Below are 18,742 nucleotides of genomic sequence, written 5' to 3'. Positions count from 1 at the left end.
GTCCACATCCGCTCACGCATCGCCCGGACGAGGCGAGACATACGTCAACGGACACAAGGTTTTATGGCTGACGCGCTCAACCCGAAAATATACATCCTGACCTTCACCGCATTTGTGATGCTGTCCTCTGAATTCATCGTCGCGGGCCTGTTGCCGGAGATTGCCGCTGGCCTGCACATCTCGGTGGGTCAGGCCGGCTGGCTGGTGACTGCGTTTGCCCTGGGGATGGGCATTGGCGCGCCGGTCATCGCAGCGTTTACCCACAAGGTCAGCCTGCGTGCCTTGCTGATGAGCGGATGCGTGGCGCTGTTTTGCGGCAACACAATCAGTGCGCTGACCGACAATTTTTCCCTGCTGATGATAGGTCGGGCACTGGGCGGCATTGGCGTGGCGATCTTCTGGACCAATGCGGCCCTGACCGCCTCGGCGATGTCCTCGGCGTCGCACAAGAGCCTTGCGGTGTCTCGGGTGCTGATCGGCATCTCCATTGCTTCGGTGGTGGGCGTGCCCCTGGGCAAGCTGGTCAGCGACACATGGAATTGGGAAATCGCCATGGGGCTGATGGCAGCGTTGAGCGCTTTGGCGTTGCTCGCGGTTATCCGCTGGATACACCCGCCGCAAACCGATGCGCCGGTGACGCATCGCAGCCTCGGTCAGCGACTGCGAAGTGTCTGGACCCCAGACATCGCCCTGGCGCTGCTGAGCTATCTGTTGATGTTCGCAGGGGTCATGGCCGTCTTCAGTTTCCTCGCCACGTTCCTCGCCCGCTACACAGGGCTGACCGGCACGCCGGTTACCTTGATGCTGGCCCTGTACGGCGTGTCGGACATCGTGGGCAACCTGCTGTTGTCCAAGCGGGTGCCGGATCAACTGGACGGGCTGTTCAAGTCTCTGTTGCTGGTGCTGGCGGTCAGCCTGGCGGCACTGTCACTGTTGGGCCAGTCCGTCTGGCTGGTGCCGTTGGTCGTGATTGCCATTGGCTGCTGCCATGCCGGTGCCAGCTTGTTGACCGGCGTCGACGTGTTGCGCAGGGCAGGGGCGAACGCCCAGTTCATCGGCGCCGTCAATGTCAGCGCGATCAACCTGGGCATCATGCTCGGCACCTCGACGGGCGGGCTGTTGGTCGATCACATTGGCCTTCAGTACATCGGCTTCCTGGCCGCCGGTTTTGTCCTGTGCGCCTGGGTCACCCGAACGCGCTTGAGCGCTCGGCCCGTCCAGTCCGAGCACCTCGCAGCCGAGTGACGCGCACAACGGTTTGCGCGTGGAGATACCCCCTGTAGAGCAAGCGCCAATCGGTGTGCATCTCAGGCCGCAAGGGCCTGCGCCAGCGCCACACCGGCCAGCTCTGCCGTGGCCAGAAGGCGCTCCAGGCTTTGTCCGTGGCGTGCGCTGGCGGAGAGTCCGGCCATGGTGGTGCAGACAAAATCCGCCAGTCGATCTGCGTCCAGCGGGTAGCGCTCGGCGATCTTGTTCCGAATCACGTCCTGAGCCGCCGCACGAATCTCGCAGGCGGCCTCACGCGCCTCCGTATCGTTGCTCCGTGTGCCCTCCAGCACCATGCAGCCCGTGGCGATGGGATCGGCGGCGTAGAAACGCGCGGCGTACTCCAGCACCTGGGCAAGGGACTCAGCCAGCGGCCGGTCCGCCTCCAGGATCTGCAACACAGGGATTGCTCCCGTCAGGGCATACCGATCAAGGACTTTTGAGTACAGCTGCGCCTTGCTGCCAAACGCCGCGTAGAAGCTGGGCGGATTGATACCGAACGCTTTGGTCAGGTCGGCGACGCTCACACCGTCGTAGCCCTTGGCGTGGAACAGGTGCTGAGCGGTGGCGACCGCCTCATCCGGATCGAAACGACGAGGGCGGCCACGGGTGGGCAATGTATTTGTAGTCATGATTACAGAAAGCCTTGACAGCACGAATGGGGATTATTGTAGCATCGGTTACATTAATCAGGAGGCGTGACCATGTCAGACTTTAAACACAAATCGGTATTGGTGCTTGGCGGGAGCCGGGGCATCGGCGCGGCCATCGTAAGGCGCTTCGCCGCAGACGGTGCAAACGTGGCGTTTACCTACTCCGGATCACCGGAAGCGGCACAGTCGCTGGCCGCCGAAACAGGCAGCAGCGCGCACCAGGCGGACAGCGCGGATCGGGATGCGGTCATCGCACGGGTCCGGGACAGCGGTCCATTGGACATTCTGGTGGTGAATTCCGGCATCGCCATTTTCGGCGATGCGCTGGAACAGGACCCGGACGCAATCGATCGCCTGTTCCGCATCAACGTGCATGCGCCTTACCACGCATCGGTGGAAGCGGCGCGGCAGATGCCGCAAGGCGGGCGGATCATCGTGATCGGATCGGTGAACGGTGACCGTATGCCCATCCCCGGAATGGCGTCCTATGCGCTGAGCAAATCCGCACTGCAAGGCCTGGCGCGGGGGCTGGCGAGGGATTTCGGCCCGCGCGGCATCACCATCAATATTGTGCAGCCAGGGCCCATCGACACCGAGGCCAACCCGGCGGACGGCCCGATGAAAGACCTGATGCACAGTTTCATGGCCATCAAGCGTCACGGTCGCTCAGACGAAGTGGCGGGCATGGTGGCCTGGCTGGCCGGGCCGGAAGCGGGGTTTGTCACGGGGGCGATGCATACCATCGACGGTGCCTTCGGCGCCTGACGGATTTCGCGAAGCCGGAGCTGGCTTCCGGCTTTTTGCGGCCCGCTAGGGCGGCGCGGCGCCTTCGGAGAGCATTTTGAGCAAGCGTGTACGTCGCTTCTCCAGCTCCGCGATCTGGCGCTCAAGGGATTCAAGGCGTTCGCGCTGGACGGCGGACGTCTCCGGGCATGACAGGGCGCCTTCGATCATGCGCATGCAATCGGGGAAGCCACGAATCTCGGCCAGGCTGAACCCGGTCGCAATCAGGCGCTGGATCTGCCGGACTTGCGTGACTGCGATCAAAGCAAAGGTCCGGTAGCCGTTATCGCTGCGCGAGGACGACAGTAATTGATGCTCATCGTAATGACGGATCGAGCGCACGCTCGCACCGGTTTCGCGCGCGAGTTCGCCGATGCTCATCGAGGCTGGGCGGGAGGTCTGAGTCATGACGTTTAGCGTCCAGAAGGGGTGAGGCACGGTAGCATTATTTTTCCTTGACCCTCACACCAATGAGAGGGTGGAAGCTCTCAGGAATACCCTTTGATGGAGAGACATCGTGTTCCTGCAAAATCCCTTGAGCACCCTGCGTGCACTGTTCTTGATGGCCGCCGTTTCGATGGCTTCGGCGTATGCGTCGGCCGAAACAAAAAACTATTCAGTCACCGCCCCCGACGGCGTGTCCCTCGCCGTGCAGGAGTCCGGCGATCCCGATGGCCCGGCCATCATCTTCATACACGGCTTGCTCGGTAGCCACCTGAACTGGGACCAGCAAGTGGACAGCCCGCTCCTGCAACGCTATCGGATCATCACCTACGACATGCGCGGTCACGGGCAGTCCGGCAAGCCCTCAGCCGCCATTGCGTACGCCGAAGGGGCGCGTTGGGCCGATGACCTGGCCGCCATCATGAAGACCGCAAAAGTGACCAGGCCCGTTCTGGCGGGCTGGTCCCTGGGCGGCACGGTAATCTCAAATTACCTGGCCAAATACGGCGATCAGCAGATCGCGGGCGCGGTCTACGTGGACGGGGTGATCGAACTTAAACCCGAGCAAATCACCGCCCATCCGGACATCTACAACAACCTCAACGCGACCGACTTGAAAACGCACCTGGACACTGTCCGCGCCTTTCTGCAGCTGTGTTTCCATACCCAACCGGATAGCCGGACGTTCGAGCGGCTTTTGGCAAATGCCGCGATGGCCTCGTGGGACATGCAAAAAGCCGTGATGGGCATGGACATTGACGCTGTCAAAGGGCTCGGCAATGCCAAGGTGCCGGTGTTGTTACTGTACGGCGCGCAGGATGCACTGGTTCAACCCAACGCCGCGATTGCGCGGGCGGTTCAGCTCAATCCTAGGGTCAAAAGCGTGGTCTATGAAAACTCTGGTCATGCGCCGTTTCTGGAAGAGCCCGAGCGCTTCAATCGCGACCTGGCCGCGTTCATCGAGTCGAGCGCAAAGCGCTGATCCGGAATGCCGGCTAACGGTGGAGCGGGATAACAAAGCGCGCAGGGTGAAGGTTTTTTCCGTCAGGGCCCGGGTGTAGACTTCGCCTTCGCGCGCAGGCGCATTCAGGTCCAGCGAACATGACACAGATCTCCGAACGCTTTCTGGTTCAGGCCCATCTCGACGCCAGGCAACCCAAGCCACTGACCCCCGATCAGGAGGCCAGCTACCGTCGCGCCATCGCCGCCGAGCTCAAGGCGCAAGACGCGGTGCTGGTGGCTCATTATTACTGCGATCCAGTGATTCAGGCGCTGGCCGAGGAAACCGGGGGCTGCGTGTCTGACTCGCTGGAGATGGCGCGCTTTGGCCGGGATCACTCGGCCAAAACCGTTCTGGTGGCCGGCGTACGCTTCATGGGCGAAACCGCAAAAATCCTTACCCCCGAAAAACGCATCCTCATGCCCACCCTCGAGGCCACCTGTTCCCTGGACCTCGGCTGCCCTGTGGATGAGTTTTCAGCGTTTTGCGATCAACACCCGGAGCGCACCGTCGTGGTGTACGCCAACACGTCGGCAGCGGTGAAAGCCCGGGCGGACTGGGTGGTGACGTCCAGCTGCGCGCTGGAGATCGTCGAAAGCCTGTTGGACAACGGCGAGAAGATCATCTGGGCGCCGGACAAGCACCTGGGCCGTTACATCCAGCGTGAAACGGGCGCCGACATGCTGTTGTGGGACGGCGCCTGCATCGTCCATGAAGAGTTCAAGTCCAGGCAACTGGAGGACATGAAGGCGCTGTACCCCGATGCGGCGATTCTGGTGCACCCCGAGTCGCCTGAATCGGTGATCGACCTGGCCGACGCTGTGGGCTCCACCAGCCAGTTGATTGCCGCTGCGCAGCGGCTGCCGAACAAGACGTTCATCGTCGCCACCGACCGCGGCATTTTCTACAAAATGCAGCAGCTGTGCCCGGACAAGGTGTTCATCGAAGCGCCTACCGCCGGCAATGGCGCGGCGTGCCGCAGTTGTGCGCATTGCCCGTGGATGGCGATGAATACCCTCGAACGCACGCTGCAGTGCCTGCAGGAGGGCACCAACGAAATCTTCGTGGACCCGGCGATCATTCCCCACGCCGTCCGGCCGCTCCAGCGCATGCTGGACTTCACCCAGGCGGCGCGGATGAAGCTGGCGGGAAATGCCTGAACCTTCTTCCCCTGTAGGAGCGCGCTTGCCCGCGATGACGTACTACCCGTCTGCATCAGTCTGACCGGTAAAACGCGATCGCGGGCAAGCGCGCTCGTCAAACAAGGGATTTGTTGTTGATTTTGAAGGCTCAACAACCTTGCTTCTGCCCGGAGGGCGTGGGAGTCCGGCTTGCCGACGATGGGCTGCGCAGCGGCCCCAAACCTAAGTCCCGGCCTGTCAGACGCGCCGCGTGCACAGGTTTCACTGCCGGTTCCCGGCAGATCGCAGGACAAACCAGCTCCCACGGCCTGCGGCCAGAATCAAAAGCACCGTAGGCCTCCCGGTTTGCTGCGCGATAGCGCGGTGTCTGGACGACGGGGGATCTCCTACAGGGCCGCCGTCAAGGCGATCAATTCATCATCTCTTTCACCGCCCGCTCCTGGGCGATGATTTCCTGTTGCCGCGCATCGATGCGTGACGCCAGCTGGAAGTTGTTGTTCGCCCGGCGTTTGGCGAAGTCCAGCTGCTGAATGGCTTGCTTGAAGTCACCCACCAACGCGAAGTATTCGGCGCGGGCCTGATGCAGGCCAATGGTGTCGCCGGACAGGCCACGGGTTTCCGCCACCATGTACCAGACGTCCGGGTCGTCCGGCCGGCTCTTCACCAATTGCTCGAGCACTTTTTGCGCCTGGGGTGCGCGGTTCTGCTTGAGTAACACGTCGGCCCGCTCCTGAATCAGCGGGTAGTTGTCCGGGTAAAGCGACAACATCCGGTCGACCCGCTGCTGTGCATCCGGCAGTCGGTTGTTGGTGATGTCCAGTTCGATCTGCGCCAGGTTGTAGGTGATGTCGTTCGGTGCTTTGTCCAGCAGCGCCTTGAGGCCTTCGCGCGCCTCGTTCAGCTGTCCGGCTTTGGTTTGAGCCAGCGCCAGACCGTAGCGCGCAGGGTCTGATTTCGGGTTCTCCACCAACTGGGCGCGGAACCGCTTGGCGGCCATGCCCGGGGTTTCTTCATAGAACAACGCGACGCGCGCGCGCATCAACTGATACTGCAGGCTGTCTTCCTTGCCGCCCGGCTTGGCCAGCTCGGCGCGGTTGCGTGTGTCGGCGATCCGCGATTCGGTCACCGGGTGGCTCATCAGGAACTCAGGCGGCTTGGCGTCGTAGCGATACTGGCGCGCCAGGCGCTCGAACATCGTGGGCATGTTGCGCGGGTCGTAACCGGCTTTTTCCAGGTTCAGGATGCCGATCCGGTCAGCCTCTGCCTCGTTCTGACGGGAGAAGCGCGCCTGCTCTTGGATCGCGGCAGCCTGTGAGCCGGCGATGGCGGCGATCCCGGCGTCGCCAGCACCCGCAGCGGCCATCACGATGCCCGCGAGCATGGCGGCCATCATCGGCATCTGCATCCGCTGCTGCGCCTGCACGCCCCGTGCGAAGTGGCGTTGCGACAAGTGAGCCAGTTCGTGCGCCAGGACAGCGGCGTACTCACCCTCGCTTTCAGCGTGCAGAAACAGGCCGCCGTTGACCCCGATGATCCCGCCTGGCGCGGCAAAGGCGTTGATTTCCGGGGTGTTGATCAAAATGAATTCGAGACGGTGATCCTGCACCTGACTGGTTTCGGCCAGCCGGTACACGGTGGTTTCAACATAGTCCTTGAGCTGTGGATCGTTCAGCTGGGCGACTTCGGATCGCAGCATGCTCAACCAGGCCCGGCCCAGATCATGTTCCTGTTGCGGCGAAACAATCGCGGAACTGGCGTCTCCTAGCGACGGCAAGTCATCGGCCGAACTCGGCATGGCGAGCAGGCACGCAATCGTCAGCAGGGTGGGGCGCAAAAAATTCATGCACGAAACTCGAAGGCAGAAAAGACCTCACTGTAGCTGGCTCAATGGCATGCTGACCAGAGTGGGGTATTCTTGCGCTCCTGCGCGAGACGTTCGCCAGCCCCGTTTGTGTTTTTACGCATTTTGATGTGCCTGCCCGGAGAGAAACGATGTCTGACGCTTTAGTGCGCCCCGAGACCTGCGACGCCGAGCTTGATGCCAGCGGCCTTAACTGCCCGCTGCCGCTGCTCAAGGCCAAAATGGCACTCAATGGCCTGGCCGTTGGCGCGGTCCTGAAAGTGACCGCCACCGACGCCGGCTCCCAGCGTGACTTCCGCACCTTCGCCAAACTGTCTGGTCATGCGTTGCTGCATGAAGAAGCGGCTGACGGTGTTTATCGCTACTGGTTACGCAAAGCCTGATTTGCCCACCCTTCGCCCAAAGGATTTTTGATGTTCAAGGTGCTTCGAGACTGGATGCAGCGCTACTTCTCCGACGAGGAAGCGGTGGTGCTGGCGGTATTGCTGGTCTTGGCGTTTACCATCGTGCTGACCTTGGGCGGGATGCTGGCGCCGGTGCTGGCAGGGCTGGTGCTGGCGTTTCTGATGCAGGGGCTGGTCATTCATCTGGAGCGCCTGCGCGTGCCCGAAGGCGGTGCCGTGGCGCTGGTCTTCGCGCTATTCATGGGGGCGCTGGGGGTGTTCCTGCTGGTGTTGGTGCCGTTGCTCTGGCATCAACTGATCACGCTGTTCAACGAACTACCCGGCATGCTCGCCAAGTGGCAATCGCTGTTGCTGCTGCTGCCGGAACGCTACCCGCATCTGGTGTCGGACGAGCAGGTGCTGCAGGCCATCGAAGTGGCCCGCGGCGAGATCGGCAAATTCGGACAGTGGGCGCTGACCTTTTCCCTGTCGAGCCTGCCGCTGCTGGTCAACATGATGATCTACCTGGTGCTGGTGCCGATCCTGGTGTTCTTCTTCCTCAAGGACCGCCGCATGATCGGTCGCTGGGTGCGCGGTTACCTGCCGCGCGAGCGCACGCTGATCACCCGTGTCGCCGAAGAAATGAACCGCCAGATCGCCAACTATATCCGTGGCAAAGTCATCGAGATCCTGATCTGTGGCGGGGTGACCTACATCGCGTTCTGGGCGCTGGGCCTGAATTACTCGGCCTTGCTGGCCATGCTGGTGGGGATATCGGTCGTGGTGCCCTACGTCGGCGCGGTGGTGGTCACGGTGCCGGTGGCGTTCATTGCGCTGTTCCAGTGGGGCTGGAGCGATCAGTTCATCTATTTGATGGCGGTGTACGGGATCATTCAGACGCTGGACGGCAACGTGCTGGTGCCGCTGCTGTTTTCCGAGGCGGTGAGCCTGCACCCGGTGGCGATCATCTGCGCGGTGCTGCTGTTCGGCGGGCTGTGGGGGTTCTGGGGGATTTTCTTCGCGATCCCGCTGGCGACGCTGGTCAAGGCGGTGCTGGATGCCTGGCCACGCAATGAACCGACCGTGGCGCCGTTGTTGTAGCTCGCAGCTTCCGTAGGAGCCAACTTGTTGGCGAAGGGACCTCTAATGCATCAGGTCCGGCTCTTCGCGAACAAGTTCGCTCCTACAGGTTTACGCCTGGTTCAATGACTGAGCCTGTTCGAGCACCGCATCCACATGCCCCGGCACTTTCACGCCGCGCCATTCCTTGCGCAGCACGCCGTCCTTGTCGATCAGAAACGTGCTGCGATCGACGCCCAGGTATTCCTTGCCGTACAGCTTTTTCAGCTTGATCACATCGAACAGCTGACACAGCGACTCATCCTTGTCCGAAATCAGCTCGAACGGGAATGACTGCTTGGCCTTGAAGTTCTCGTGGGACTTCAGGCTGTCCCGCGACACGCCGAACACCACGGTGTTGGCCGCCTTGAACGCTTCGTGCTGATCACGAAAGCCCTGGCCCTGGGTCGTGCAGCCCGGCGTGCTGTCTTTCGGGTAAAAATAAATCACCACTTGCTGACCCTTCAGCGCCGACAGGCTGACGGCCTGATCGCTGGTGGCCTGCACCTGAAAGTCGGCGACGGGTTTATCCAGTTCAACAGCCATGAGTCTTCCTTACATCGGTGCTTGTGGGCGCCACGGTTCGATCAGCGCATCGAGGTTCAGTGCGTCGGCGAAATCAAGGAACTGATCCCGCAGCCAACTGATCTGGGTGCCGGCCGGCAGCGTGACGGTGAACGTCGCGTTGAGCATGGTGCCGCCGGTTTGCGGGGCCTGATAGGTGTCGCAGATCAGGTTTTCAAGCTCGACGTTGTGGTCGATGAAAAACTGGCACAGCTCATTGATGATGTCCGGGCGGTACGCCGAGCTGACGTAGGCCACGTAGGGCAGGGCCTCGGGACGGCTTTCGAGGGAAGCGCTGCGCACGACGCTGACGGTGAAGGCATGCTTCTTCGAGAGGTTTGGCAATCCGGTTTCAAGACGCGCCAGGGCGTCCCAGCTGCCGGATATCTGAAGGACCAGCGCGCTCGTCTCGCCGTGACGGGTCAGGCGAGAACTGACCACCGAGCACCGGTTTTCGTGACTGGCGCGGCACAGGACGTTGGTCAGCTCCATTGGGTTGGCGCCAAGGGCACTGATGACAAGGAATTGTTCGCGAACTGTGGGGATTGACGACATGCAGCATTCCTAAGCGATGAGCGGTCGGTACATTATTGGCTTGAACGGCGGGTTCGCCAGCCCGCGGCGTCGAAAACACGCCCGTACCGCTGTCTGATCGGGCGTGCGTGAACAGGTCACGGCACGCAACGACAACGCTGGAGCGGGGGTTGCGACGACGAAATCGGGTGAGCGAACGAGCCGGGCAGATGACCAGTACCGATCAAAGAACGAAGGGTAGCGAAAACCGTCGCTCAGGGGAATGCTCGTAGCACGGTACTTCGCTTGTGCAAGGCTGATGGCGCCAGTACCATTACCGCTCTCTTTTTCCGGCAGGAGCGGTTTGCATGATTGCGGGCAGTATGGTGGCACTGGTCACACCGATGGATGCACAAGGTCGCCTGGACTGGGACGCCCTGAGCAAACTGGTGGACTTTCACCTGCAAGAGGGCACCAACGCCATTGTTGCCGTCGGCACCACAGGTGAATCCGCGACGCTGGATGTCAACGAGCACATCGAAGTCATTCGGCGTGTCGTCCAGCAGGTCAATGGTCGCATTCCGGTGATCGCCGGGACGGGCGCCAACTCCACCCGCGAGGCGGTCGAGCTGACCACCAACGCCAAGAATGCTGGAGCAGACGCCTGCCTGCTGGTGACGCCGTACTACAACAAGCCGACCCAGGAAGGCCTGTACCAGCACTTCAAGTTCATCGCCGAAGCCGTCGACATCCCGCAGATCCTGTATAACGTGCCGGGCCGGACCGCATGTGACATGCAGGCCGCGACCGTCATCCGCCTGTCCACTATCAAGAACATCATCGCCATCAAGGAAGCCACCGGTGACATGCAGCGCGCCAAGGATATCCTGGCGGGCGTGAGCGGTAACTTCCTGGTCTTCTCCGGCGATGACGCGACCGCGGTCGAACTGATGCTGCTGGGCGGCAAGGGCAATATCTCGGTGACCGCCAACGTCGCCCCGCGCGCCATGAGCGACATGTGCAAAGCCGCGATGAACGGTGATGCCGAGGCCGCCCGCGCCATCCACGAAAAACTGATGCCCCTGAACAAGACATTGTTCATCGAATCGAACCCTATTCCCGTGAAATGGGCCCTGCATGAAATGGGTTTGATGCCGGACGGTATCCGTCTGCCGCTCACCTGGCTCAGCGAATCCTGTCACGAACCGCTGCGTCAGGCCCTGCGCCAGACCGGCGTATTGGTTTAATGAGGAAGCACTACGCAATGAAGCGACTGGCCGGACTTTCCGCACTAGCCCTGATCATCACCAGCACCAGCGGTTGCAGCTGGTTGTTTGGCCAGGATGGTTATTTCCGTGATCGCAGCAGCGATTACCTGGAAGCAACCCAAAAGCCACCGATGCAACTGCCGGCAGGCGTCGCCGAATCCAAGCGTCTTGATCCGCTGTTGCCGATTCCGCGCAACGTGGCCGACGACGCGCAGAAGGGCGGTGAATTTAACGTGCCGCGTCCGCAGCCGCTGGCGACCACTCAGGATGCAAGCGACTTCAGCCTGCAGAAGACCGGCAACAGCCGTTCGATCCTGGCTCAGCGCGCGCCGGCTGAAGCCTGGCCACTGGCCCATCAGTACTTTGAAGACAACGGCTTCCGCATTGCCGAAGATCGTCCGGCCACCGGCGAATTCAGCACCACCTGGCAGCGCATGGACGAACTGTCCGCCGCGGTTTCCAAGCGCATGACCGCCGGCGGTGCCGCTGCCGACACCGAAACCCGCGTGCGTGTGCGCATCGAGCCAGGCGTTCAGCGCAATACCAGCGAGATCTACGTCGTCAGCGCCCAGCGCCCGGCGGGCAGCACCTCCGAGCCCGAGTTTGCGTCCAACAGCACCAATGTCGGCCTGGACTCGGTCCTGACCGATGACATGCTGGCCAGCCTGAGCCGCAACGCCGAGAAGGGCGGTACGGTGTCGCTGTTGGCCGCGCAGGACTACGACACGCCGAGCCGTGTTTCCCTGAGCGAAGACGGCAGCGGCAACCCGGTACTCAACCTGGGCGCCGACCTCGATCGCGCCTGGTCCAGTGTGGGCCGTGCGTTGGGGCAGGGCGACTGGCGCGTTGAAGACATCAACCGCAGCCTGGGCCTCTACTACATTAACCTGGCCGAGAAGGCGGACCGGCCCGAGAACAAGCCTGGTTTCCTCGGCCGTCTGTTCGGCAGCGAAGATTCCAAAGAAGAAATCGAAGCCCGTGCCGACCGCTATCAGGTTCGCCTGAGCAAGGTGGGTGACAACGTACAGGTCACTGTCGAGAAAAACATCAACACCGTCGCGCCGGCTGATGTTGCCCGTCGTGTCCTGGGTGTGATTCAAGACAATCTCGGTTAAGTGCGCTTCGCAGTCCTGGGCAGCGGCAGTCGAGGCAACGGCACGCTGATCGCAAGCAACGACACGTACGTCCTGGTCGACTGCGGTTTCTCCCTGCGGGAAACCGAGCGGCGACTTGATCGACTGGGTGTCAGTGGCAAGCAGTTGAGCGCCATCCTCGTCACCCACGAACATGCCGATCATGTGCATGGCGTGGGGTTGCTGGCCCGGCGCTACGATCTGCCGGTGTACCTGAGCGACGGCACGTATCGCGGCCTGCGCAAGCCCGTCGATGTGGCCGGGGTGCTGGCGGGCGGGCAGGGTCTGCAAGTCGGTGCGCTCAATATTGATGTGGTAGCGGTGGCTCACGATGCACTGGAACCGACGCAATTCGTCTTCAACGATGGACGGCGTCGATTCGGACTGCTGACCGATCTAGGCTCCTGGTGTCCCTCCGTGCTGCAGAGCTACACCGGCCTGGATGCGCTGATGATCGAGTCCAACCACTGCCGCGACATGCTCGCCCGTGGTCACTACCCGTACTTCCTCAAGCAACGGGTGGGCGGCGAACGAGGGCATTTGAACAACCATCAGGCTGCAGGCCTGGTGAGCGAGTTGGGATGGCAGGATTTGCAGCACCTGGTGCTGGCCCATCTCAGCAGCAAGAACAACCTGCCGCATCTGGCCCGGCAATGTTTCGTCGACACCCTCGGGTGCGATCCGGACTGGCTACAATTGGCCGATCAAGATTCAGGGCTCGACTGGCGGGAAATCGCCTAGCGTCCCAAACGGGCGCCTGGCCCAACTATTTAGCAAGCGGAGCCCATCATGGAAAAACGCGAAGAACTCTACCGCGGCAAAGCCAAGTCGGTGTACACCACTGACGACGCTGACCGCTTGATCCTGCTGTTTCGCAACGACACCTCGGCGTTCGACGGCAAGCGCATTGAACAGCTAGACCGCAAAGGCATGGTGAACAACAAGTTCAACGCCTTCATCATGCAGAAGCTTGAAGAAGCCGGCGTACCCACCCAGTTCGACAAGCTGCTGGGCGACAACGAATGCCTGGTCAAGAAGCTCGACATGATCCCCGTCGAATGCGTCGTGCGTAACTACGCAGCCGGCAGCCTGGTCAAACGCCTGGGCATCGAAGAAGGCCAGAAACTCAATCCGTACACCTTCGAATTGTTCCTGAAGAACGACGCCATGGGCGACCCGTTCATCAACGAATCCCACGTCGTGGCATTCGGCTGGGGCACCGCTGAACAGCTCGTGCGCATGAAAGAGCTGTCGCTGAAGGTCAACGACGTACTGACCAAGCTGTTCGATGACGCCGGCCTGCTGCTGGTCGACTTCAAGCTGGAGTTCGGCGTGTTCAGCGACGGCTCCATTGTCCTGGGCGACGAATTCAGCCCCGACGGCTGCCGCCTGTGGGACAAGGACACCAAGAAGAAAATGGACAAAGACCGCTTCCGTCAGGGCCTGGGCGATGTCATCGAAGCCTACGAAGAAGTCGCCCAGCGTCTCGGCGTACCGCTTTAAGAACAGAAATCACGCAAGCATCTGATAGCACGCGAAAAATCCTGAAATAGGGGTTCGCGTTCTGCAAACGAACTGTTATGATGCGCGCCGTTGGAGAGATGCCGGAGTGGCCGAACGGGACGGATTCGAAATCCGTTGTACTGGCGACAGTACCTAGGGTTCAAATCCCTATCTCTCCGCCATTACAGATAAAGCCTCGTAAGTCTATGATTTACGAGGCTTTTTTGTGTCTGAGTAATTTCACGTTTGACCACTCACTTTGACCACTCCCGTGGTTCCTGCTAACTGCGTCGTAATACATACAGAGCTTGTCAGCGCCGCTGACGATTCCTTGCACCGAAAGCGTGAGCTTTCAATCGTCATCCTCTCCAAGGTGACTCACTCTCCAGATGCCACGCCCCCATCCTCCCGGATGTACACCGTCCAGCAATAATGTATCCACAAAATCCGCTTCTGGCTTGTGATCTGGCTTCTAATCTGGGAGTGCATAAATGACAGCGAACGCTGTCGGGGTAACACGTCAGCGAACGCTGACAAGAGTAATAACTTTGATGCTTACGCATCGAGCAGAAGCAAGATCAAGTGCGGAAGCTTTTCGTTCTGTATTGACAGATTATATCTGGCCGGTGTGCTGATCTGGATTCTGTTGTGGTGCTGGAAGCGCTAAAGATCAGGAGCATTATCCTGACCAGCGGTAAATCTGTCAAGCGATTTATCTTGCAATCTAGGAAATAGGCGAGTATAAGCACCTTCCTTGTGCGTGAGCCTATACAGTCGCTCTTAATGTGCAAGAGCTACCCTAGTTGCGGTATACGTCGTTAAACGTCTCCTGTGAGCCTGTAGAAGCTCCTGAAGCATCTATGCCACCTATCGCACCTTACTTGAGGCAATTACGAGTCGAAGAGTACACTTGTACTCCTCCCGGCATTCTGACCACTTCCTCATGACTACCAACGATGATTCTGACTTCGACCTAGGCGTGCCTTCTGAAGTAGAGATGTTCCGGCACCAGTGCGACATGCTCATCGATGAGTTGAATGATTGCTGGTGCTTGCTCAGAAACTCACGTCAGCATGTCGTGAAGCTCGTGGCGTTGAATGATCGATTGGCAAAGGAACTGACGACGTTGAAAGCTCAGCACGAAAAGGTGCGGTGGGCGCTCAGTGACAAGCTGTTAGCTGAGGGTTTGGAAGCTGGACGGCGATTGGTTCCGGGGTCAAACATTCACACGGGGTATGGCGAGAAGCAAAGCTAGTGGCACGGCGATACTCCGGGGGAATATGCTATCTGGAACGTAACCACTTCAGGATTGAACAATGTTTCCCGGCTCTGATGAAGATGATGCAAAAGCGATAGCGCATGCCAAGGAGCAGCAGCAACGTGCAGACGTTTTGGCTATCGCTCACATCAGTGAATCTAGCAAGTTCGACTATTTCATCCTCACCATTTCACTCGCGGTTTGTGGATACCTTGCTCAGACAAACCAATACGGGCGATTTGACGTGAATCGCGAAACCTTTCAGCTCGGCGTGCTGGCGATATTCGTTCTGAGTGCCATGTTCGGGGCTTGGGCACAGTCATATAAACTTAAAAACACTAGCGGCATCGTTCGCGCTATCCAGCATTCCCACACCGAAACCGCTCTTGATAAACACGATAAAGCGATAGACCAGTTCGTGAAGTATCGTCGTCTCCGGGGGCTTAGCATCTGGCTCTTGATCATTGGAATTCCTGCTTATGCTGCTGTCCGTGTTTTAGCGTCCTACCATTGCCAAGGCTGCATGCCTCGCCTTCCTGTCTGACCCTTTTTCTGGAACCCCCTTCCCCGCTCCAAAATTTTCGAGGCACATCACATCGCGCTTGGATTCCGGGCTGAAAATATAAGCTGGTGTTTTGGCTGGCGGGATTACCGCGCTGCGTAACGCGTACCATGGTGGGTCACTGGTTCGCTGAGTGATTGTAAAGTAACCCTAGGTGCCCATGGGTGGCGCTGGCTGGGTCTGTGGCGTGGCTGGGACGGTGATCGATTGTTGCGAGGGCCAGGACAAAGGAGTGACAAGGCTCACACTGGGCGAGCTTTGATGCGTCTCAGAGCGTTAAGCCTTCAACTCACGCTTGATCCTGTAGATGGTTGCAACACCGCACCCGACCACCTTGGCGACATCATCAGCACTCATGTTTGGATGCTTGGCAATGGTTGCCCGTACCTTGTCCCACAGCTTTGCGTTCTTACCCTTGCCCGCTGGTTTCCACTCAGGCTCCGCCAGCTTCTTGTTCTGAATGCCTTGGTTGATACGCTCAACACGTTTCTCTTGATCAAGGCGTGCCATGGTTGCCATGAGGTCCAGCAACATGCCGTTGACCACTTCCATGATCTGGCCTGTGATGCCCGTGTCCTCTACTAGCATGTGGGAGGTCGGTAGGTCAGCAATGACCAAACGCAGGCCCTTGGATTCAATGGTTGCCTTGAGCAACTTCCAGTCGGCTTGGGATAGGCGAGATAATCTATCGACGCTTTCGCACAATAAAATTTCTCCCGGCTGGGCTACATCTAGAAGACGCATCAGTTCTGGACGGTCAAGCTTGGTGCCACTGATGTTTTCAGCGAACACACCAGCAATGAGCAATCCCTTCTCAGCGGCGAATGTCTCCAAGGCTACCTTGGCACGGTGCGCGTCTTGATCTTTGGTGCTAGCTCTTAAGTAGAGGTGGGCATTCATGGCTAACTATCCTTTAGTGTCTGTTTTGATAGGCCAATGATAATACGATCAGATAGCTATCCCCAATAGTTATTTGATAGCACCTGACAAGCGGTTATCGCACTACCAAACATCTCTACTTCTTTGATAGTGATTTCTGGGCTGACTGGAGAAATTGCCAGTAAACCTATTCAAGCGCTGGCATGGATATTTCCAGAGCGAAAGTGTGAGCTTGTGACCTCGCGGTCAAGGTTTGAGTTTGGGGTGGGGTTTCACTCAAAACGCGATTTCAGATGTTTCAGAACGGTTTTAGATCGTTAGCACGCTAATTAATAGTATTGCGAGGCTTTCGCTTAACCTAAGATGGCTGTAAGCCCCGGTCCGCCTGACTCTCGCAGAGAAGCTGATAGAAGGTGGCATCAAAATCGACGATTAAACAGGCGTTTCTAGCGATTGAATCAGGGTTTTTTAGCAGTTACCGGGGCATTGCCAACTCTCGCGAGTGGGGATACGATTGCCATCACTTTAGCATTACACAATTGTAAGGGACTGCAATGATCAAGAAACTCCTAAGCGTGTTGCTTATTTCTCTGGCTGCATCAACCGCCGTTCATGCCGCGCCTAAAATGCTTCCCAAAGACTCTCTAATCTGTGCTTCTGAGGAAGCATATGACACCCAAATAAAATATCTTGCCAATGACATAAAAAAGTATGCCCCGGGATGTGGTGCAGCCAAAAAGAATTTTCAAGTTGTTATTATCGACCTGAATATTCTAAGTGCGTCCGAAGTGCAAGTTATCGAGACCGGCACTAACATTTGGGTATCTGGTGATGCACTGAAGTGAGTGGAGGCACCATGACCCAATTAAACGGCTGGTGGCGAGTTTGGATCATTGGATGCGTGCTTTTAGGGGCTGCGATGGTCCCACTTAACCAAGACTCGTTTCCTTCAGAAGCAAAGCTGGACAAGGCTTACCAATACGACGTAGAAGGTTACAAGAGACTCATTGGGTACAAAAAGAACCCAGCATCCATGCCCAGTGGCTTCGACATTGGGGAATGGAAATATCTCTCCGCAGATGAAATTTACACAGCAAGTGTTAAAGCCGGTCAGCGGTATGAGGCCGATTTGGAAGGACTCAAGTATGTGCAAGCAAAGTTTGTAGGGAGCATGACCCTATACTGGGGAATGTACTGCATTGCGTTACTTCTTGTTGGCTACATCGGAGCATGGGTAGTCAAAGGGTTTCGACTCAAGCGCTTGTCAGCTTGATAGCGCCGTTATGGGGCCGTCAGTTCCACGGCTGGGGCAAAGCTTGTGGAACGTCTTCAGCACGGTTGCAGGGGCCTGAGGCGTGAACACTTGTTGCACCTCGGCCACGTCCCTACCGTGTAGCACGTCAAACAATGCCTGAAGCTCTGTAGGGGCGATTAGATCGAATCTGACGTGGTACACCAGATAGTCAGGGGCACGCTCTAGGACGGCTTCCTTGATGAGCGCTAGGTCTGGCCTGATGGCTGTGTGGCGGTCAAGCTCATGCATTAGCACTCGAAGCGGACTATACGTCTCTGTCTTCACTCTGAAGCCGCTGGCTTGCTTGCCTTCAACCTGAGCACGTACCTCGCTCAATGCCTTTGCGGTCATGCCATCGATGAGGGCCAGGAACTTAGAATGCTCTGGGTTAGCTGGGTCAAGGTGATCGTAAAGCCACGCTAGAGTCCTGTGGCGTTGGGTGGCTTGAATCTTTGCAACCTTCACTGCTTCGCATACGACATCTTCACCGATGAACTTCACGATCCTGTTGATTAGGGATTTACGGTTACACCCTTTCTCAACAGCGTAGCGTGGGTCCAGCTGTGAGCGTGGAATGCTTAAGCCGTATCCGAAATTTTTTGTGCCGTGAGCACGATTCATTGCCTTGGGGGCGACCACTAGATTGCTTGCATGGAATAGTCCTAGAGATGTTCCGTTAGCGGGGGCGATATGGCTGATTTCAAATGCTCTAGGGTCTGTACTTTTGATATCGCCATACTGATTAGCCTTCAGCCAGAGTTTGTATACAATGTGAAGATCAACTAAAGATTCAGCTGTATGTCCGGTGAATATCTCAAGGGTGCCAGCCCTTTCGGCTTCGTGCGCTAAGTGATAGAAGAAAGCTGAGCTTGTTGCACGGTATGTATAGCTGACACGGCGCTTCAGTTTCGTGGCTTCTTTCTGGCAAAGGGCGCTGCAATATCTTTTAACAGTGCTGGTAGTTCTGAATTGCTTATTGCAGTGTTTACAGCGAGGGCGGCGGATAGCCTTATTGTTGTTGCGGGATGTTGCTGTTGCCATTGTGTAGGACTCCTGCTTGGGTCGCCTGTTGATTTTGATAGTGCTGGTGTGTGATGCGGCATGTGCCACAGCAAAA

At 58.5% G+C, this 18,742-nt stretch carries 21 protein-coding genes and 1 tRNA gene; 15 read left to right on the top strand and 7 right to left on the bottom strand.

The features are described 5' to 3' along the window. The first annotated feature begins 63 nt into the window (after positions 1-63). Positions 64-1,245 carry an MFS transporter gene (locus ABQX22_RS00625; protein WP_349795474.1) on the top strand — a complete coding sequence of 394 codons (1,182 nt, stop codon included), beginning with the start codon at positions 64-66 and terminating at the stop codon, positions 1,243-1,245. Between the two features lie 62 nt (positions 1,246-1,307). Here ABQX22_RS00625 and ABQX22_RS00620 read toward each other — a convergent pair whose 3' ends face one another. After that, complete coding sequence (locus tag ABQX22_RS00620) at positions 1,308-1,898, bottom strand: TetR/AcrR family transcriptional regulator (RefSeq protein WP_349795472.1); 591 nt, start codon at positions 1,896-1,898, stop codon at positions 1,308-1,310. Positions 1,899-1,970: 72 nt separating this feature from the next. On the opposite strand from ABQX22_RS00620, the gene bdcA reads away from it, so the two are divergent. After that, the gene (gene bdcA, locus ABQX22_RS00615) at positions 1,971-2,684 is read left to right on the top strand and encodes an SDR family oxidoreductase (RefSeq protein WP_349795470.1); all 714 of its coding nucleotides are present in this window, start codon (positions 1,971-1,973) and stop codon (positions 2,682-2,684) included. Positions 2,685-2,729: 45 nt separating this feature from the next. Here the strand turns inward: bdcA and ABQX22_RS00610 are convergent, their stop codons facing one another. Then, on the bottom strand, positions 2,730-3,083 hold the full coding sequence (locus ABQX22_RS00610; protein WP_349796409.1) for a MerR family transcriptional regulator: 354 nt from the start codon (positions 3,081-3,083) through the stop codon (positions 2,730-2,732). A gap of 181 nt (positions 3,084-3,264) precedes the next feature. Here ABQX22_RS00610 and ABQX22_RS00605 point away from each other — a divergent pair, with 181 nt between their 5' ends. After that, positions 3,265-4,128: an alpha/beta fold hydrolase gene (locus tag ABQX22_RS00605; RefSeq protein ID WP_349796407.1), complete on the top strand. Its 864-nt coding sequence runs from the start codon at positions 3,265-3,267 to the stop codon at positions 4,126-4,128. A 119-nt stretch (positions 4,129-4,247) separates the two neighbouring features. Then, the gene (gene nadA, locus ABQX22_RS00600; RefSeq protein ID WP_349795468.1) at positions 4,248-5,306 is read left to right on the top strand and encodes a quinolinate synthase NadA; all 1,059 of its coding nucleotides are present in this window, start codon (positions 4,248-4,250) and stop codon (positions 5,304-5,306) included. 391 nt (positions 5,307-5,697) lie between these two features. Here nadA and ABQX22_RS00595 read toward each other — a convergent pair whose 3' ends face one another. Next, positions 5,698-7,131 (bottom strand): M48 family metalloprotease, encoded by a 1,434-nt coding sequence (locus ABQX22_RS00595; RefSeq protein ID WP_349795466.1) that lies wholly within the window; start codon positions 7,129-7,131, stop codon positions 5,698-5,700. A 149-nt stretch (positions 7,132-7,280) separates the two neighbouring features. On the opposite strand from ABQX22_RS00595, the gene ABQX22_RS00590 reads away from it, so the two are divergent. Further along, complete coding sequence (locus ABQX22_RS00590; RefSeq protein ID WP_349795464.1) at positions 7,281-7,532, top strand: sulfurtransferase TusA family protein; 252 nt, start codon at positions 7,281-7,283, stop codon at positions 7,530-7,532. 30 nt (positions 7,533-7,562) lie between these two features. Beyond that, positions 7,563-8,633, top strand: a complete 1,071-nt coding sequence (locus ABQX22_RS00585) for an AI-2E family transporter (RefSeq protein ID WP_349795462.1) — start codon at positions 7,563-7,565, stop codon at positions 8,631-8,633. A gap of 90 nt (positions 8,634-8,723) precedes the next feature. Here ABQX22_RS00585 and ABQX22_RS00580 read toward each other — a convergent pair whose 3' ends face one another. After that, the gene (locus ABQX22_RS00580; RefSeq protein ID WP_349795460.1) at positions 8,724-9,197 is read right to left on the bottom strand and encodes a peroxiredoxin; all 474 of its coding nucleotides are present in this window, start codon (positions 9,195-9,197) and stop codon (positions 8,724-8,726) included. Between the two features lie 9 nt (positions 9,198-9,206). Continuing rightward, positions 9,207-9,770, bottom strand: a complete 564-nt coding sequence (locus tag ABQX22_RS00575) for a glycine cleavage system protein R (protein WP_349795457.1) — start codon at positions 9,768-9,770, stop codon at positions 9,207-9,209. A 326-nt stretch (positions 9,771-10,096) separates the two neighbouring features. Between ABQX22_RS00575 and dapA the strand changes: the two genes are divergently transcribed. The 7 genes from dapA (at position 10,097) to ABQX22_RS00540 (ending at position 15,434) form a co-directional block, all read left to right on the top strand. Then, complete coding sequence (gene dapA / locus ABQX22_RS00570) at positions 10,097-10,975, top strand: 4-hydroxy-tetrahydrodipicolinate synthase (RefSeq protein WP_349795455.1); 879 nt, start codon at positions 10,097-10,099, stop codon at positions 10,973-10,975. 17 nt (positions 10,976-10,992) lie between these two features. After that, complete coding sequence (bamC, locus tag ABQX22_RS00565; protein WP_349795453.1) at positions 10,993-12,111, top strand: outer membrane protein assembly factor BamC; 1,119 nt, start codon at positions 10,993-10,995, stop codon at positions 12,109-12,111. Then, entirely contained in the window at positions 12,112-12,870 is a 759-nt protein-coding gene (locus tag ABQX22_RS00560; protein WP_349795451.1) for an MBL fold metallo-hydrolase, read from the top strand. It begins immediately after the preceding gene. Positions 12,871-12,918: 48 nt separating this feature from the next. Continuing rightward, positions 12,919-13,632 (top strand): phosphoribosylaminoimidazolesuccinocarboxamide synthase, encoded by a 714-nt coding sequence (gene purC, locus ABQX22_RS00555; protein WP_349795449.1) that lies wholly within the window; start codon positions 12,919-12,921, stop codon positions 13,630-13,632. Between the two features lie 92 nt (positions 13,633-13,724). Further along, positions 13,725-13,814: transfer RNA gene (locus ABQX22_RS00550), tRNA-Ser, on the top strand. Positions 13,815-14,575: 761 nt separating this feature from the next. After that, positions 14,576-14,887, top strand: coding sequence for a hypothetical protein (locus ABQX22_RS00545; RefSeq protein ID WP_349795447.1), 312 nt, complete (start codon positions 14,576-14,578; stop codon positions 14,885-14,887). Positions 14,888-14,948: 61 nt separating this feature from the next. Next, complete coding sequence (locus ABQX22_RS00540; protein WP_349795445.1) at positions 14,949-15,434, top strand: hypothetical protein; 486 nt, start codon at positions 14,949-14,951, stop codon at positions 15,432-15,434. Between the two features lie 294 nt (positions 15,435-15,728). Here the strand turns inward: ABQX22_RS00540 and ABQX22_RS00535 are convergent, their stop codons facing one another. Next, entirely contained in the window at positions 15,729-16,352 is a 624-nt protein-coding gene (locus tag ABQX22_RS00535) for a recombinase family protein (RefSeq protein ID WP_349795443.1), read from the bottom strand. Positions 16,353-16,885: 533 nt separating this feature from the next. Here ABQX22_RS00535 and ABQX22_RS00530 point away from each other — a divergent pair. Both ABQX22_RS00530 and ABQX22_RS00525 read left to right on the top strand, forming a co-directional pair. Further along, positions 16,886-17,176: a hypothetical protein gene (locus ABQX22_RS00530; protein ID WP_349795441.1), complete on the top strand. Its 291-nt coding sequence runs from the start codon at positions 16,886-16,888 to the stop codon at positions 17,174-17,176. Positions 17,177-17,187: 11 nt separating this feature from the next. Then, a complete protein-coding gene (locus ABQX22_RS00525) occupies positions 17,188-17,604 on the top strand; it encodes a hypothetical protein (RefSeq protein WP_349795439.1) in 417 nt (138 codons plus the stop codon). On the opposite strand, the gene ABQX22_RS00520 is transcribed toward ABQX22_RS00525, so the two are convergent. Beyond that, complete coding sequence (locus ABQX22_RS00520; protein ID WP_349795437.1) at positions 17,596-18,666, bottom strand: hypothetical protein; 1,071 nt, start codon at positions 18,664-18,666, stop codon at positions 17,596-17,598. The two genes, ABQX22_RS00525 and ABQX22_RS00520, sit on opposite strands and share 9 nt — an antisense overlap. Positions 18,667-18,742: the final 76 nt, after the last annotated feature.

Origin of the sequence: Xanthomonas sp. WHRI 1810A, assembly GCF_040202885.1 — a bacterium.
Taxonomy (GTDB): Bacteria; Pseudomonadota; Gammaproteobacteria; order Pseudomonadales; family Pseudomonadaceae; genus Aquipseudomonas.
Note: the sequence above shows the minus strand (reverse complement) of the source record. Positions and strands in the feature narration are given on the sequence as shown.

Excerpts from the sequence above, each read along its gene's own strand:
- ABQX22_RS00625 (WP_349795474.1), top strand. The coding sequence starts at position 64 with ATGGCTGACGCGCTCAACCCGAAAATATACATCCTGACCTTCACCGCA.
- ABQX22_RS00620 (WP_349795472.1), bottom strand. The coding sequence starts at position 1,898 with ATGACTACAAATACATTGCCCACCCGTGGCCGCCCTCGTCGTTTCGAT.
- bdcA (WP_349795470.1), top strand. The coding sequence starts at position 1,971 with ATGTCAGACTTTAAACACAAATCGGTATTGGTGCTTGGCGGGAGCCGG.
- ABQX22_RS00610 (WP_349796409.1), bottom strand. The coding sequence starts at position 3,083 with ATGAGCATCGGCGAACTCGCGCGCGAAACCGGTGCGAGCGTGCGCTCG.
- ABQX22_RS00605 (WP_349796407.1), top strand. The coding sequence starts at position 3,265 with ATGGCCGCCGTTTCGATGGCTTCGGCGTATGCGTCGGCCGAAACAAAA.
- nadA (WP_349795468.1), top strand. The coding sequence starts at position 4,248 with ATGACACAGATCTCCGAACGCTTTCTGGTTCAGGCCCATCTCGACGCC.
- ABQX22_RS00595 (WP_349795466.1), bottom strand. The coding sequence starts at position 7,131 with ATGAATTTTTTGCGCCCCACCCTGCTGACGATTGCGTGCCTGCTCGCC.
- ABQX22_RS00590 (WP_349795464.1), top strand. The coding sequence starts at position 7,281 with ATGTCTGACGCTTTAGTGCGCCCCGAGACCTGCGACGCCGAGCTTGAT.
- ABQX22_RS00585 (WP_349795462.1), top strand. The coding sequence starts at position 7,563 with ATGTTCAAGGTGCTTCGAGACTGGATGCAGCGCTACTTCTCCGACGAG.
- ABQX22_RS00580 (WP_349795460.1), bottom strand. The coding sequence starts at position 9,197 with ATGGCTGTTGAACTGGATAAACCCGTCGCCGACTTTCAGGTGCAGGCC.
- ABQX22_RS00575 (WP_349795457.1), bottom strand. The coding sequence starts at position 9,770 with ATGTCGTCAATCCCCACAGTTCGCGAACAATTCCTTGTCATCAGTGCC.
- dapA (WP_349795455.1), top strand. The coding sequence starts at position 10,097 with ATGATTGCGGGCAGTATGGTGGCACTGGTCACACCGATGGATGCACAA.
- bamC (WP_349795453.1), top strand. The coding sequence starts at position 10,993 with ATGAAGCGACTGGCCGGACTTTCCGCACTAGCCCTGATCATCACCAGC.
- purC (WP_349795449.1), top strand. The coding sequence starts at position 12,919 with ATGGAAAAACGCGAAGAACTCTACCGCGGCAAAGCCAAGTCGGTGTAC.
- ABQX22_RS00545 (WP_349795447.1), top strand. The coding sequence starts at position 14,576 with ATGACTACCAACGATGATTCTGACTTCGACCTAGGCGTGCCTTCTGAA.
- ABQX22_RS00540 (WP_349795445.1), top strand. The coding sequence starts at position 14,949 with ATGTTTCCCGGCTCTGATGAAGATGATGCAAAAGCGATAGCGCATGCC.
- ABQX22_RS00535 (WP_349795443.1), bottom strand. The coding sequence starts at position 16,352 with ATGAATGCCCACCTCTACTTAAGAGCTAGCACCAAAGATCAAGACGCG.
- ABQX22_RS00530 (WP_349795441.1), top strand. The coding sequence starts at position 16,886 with ATGATCAAGAAACTCCTAAGCGTGTTGCTTATTTCTCTGGCTGCATCA.
- ABQX22_RS00525 (WP_349795439.1), top strand. The coding sequence starts at position 17,188 with ATGACCCAATTAAACGGCTGGTGGCGAGTTTGGATCATTGGATGCGTG.
- ABQX22_RS00520 (WP_349795437.1), bottom strand. The coding sequence starts at position 18,666 with ATGGCAACAGCAACATCCCGCAACAACAATAAGGCTATCCGCCGCCCT.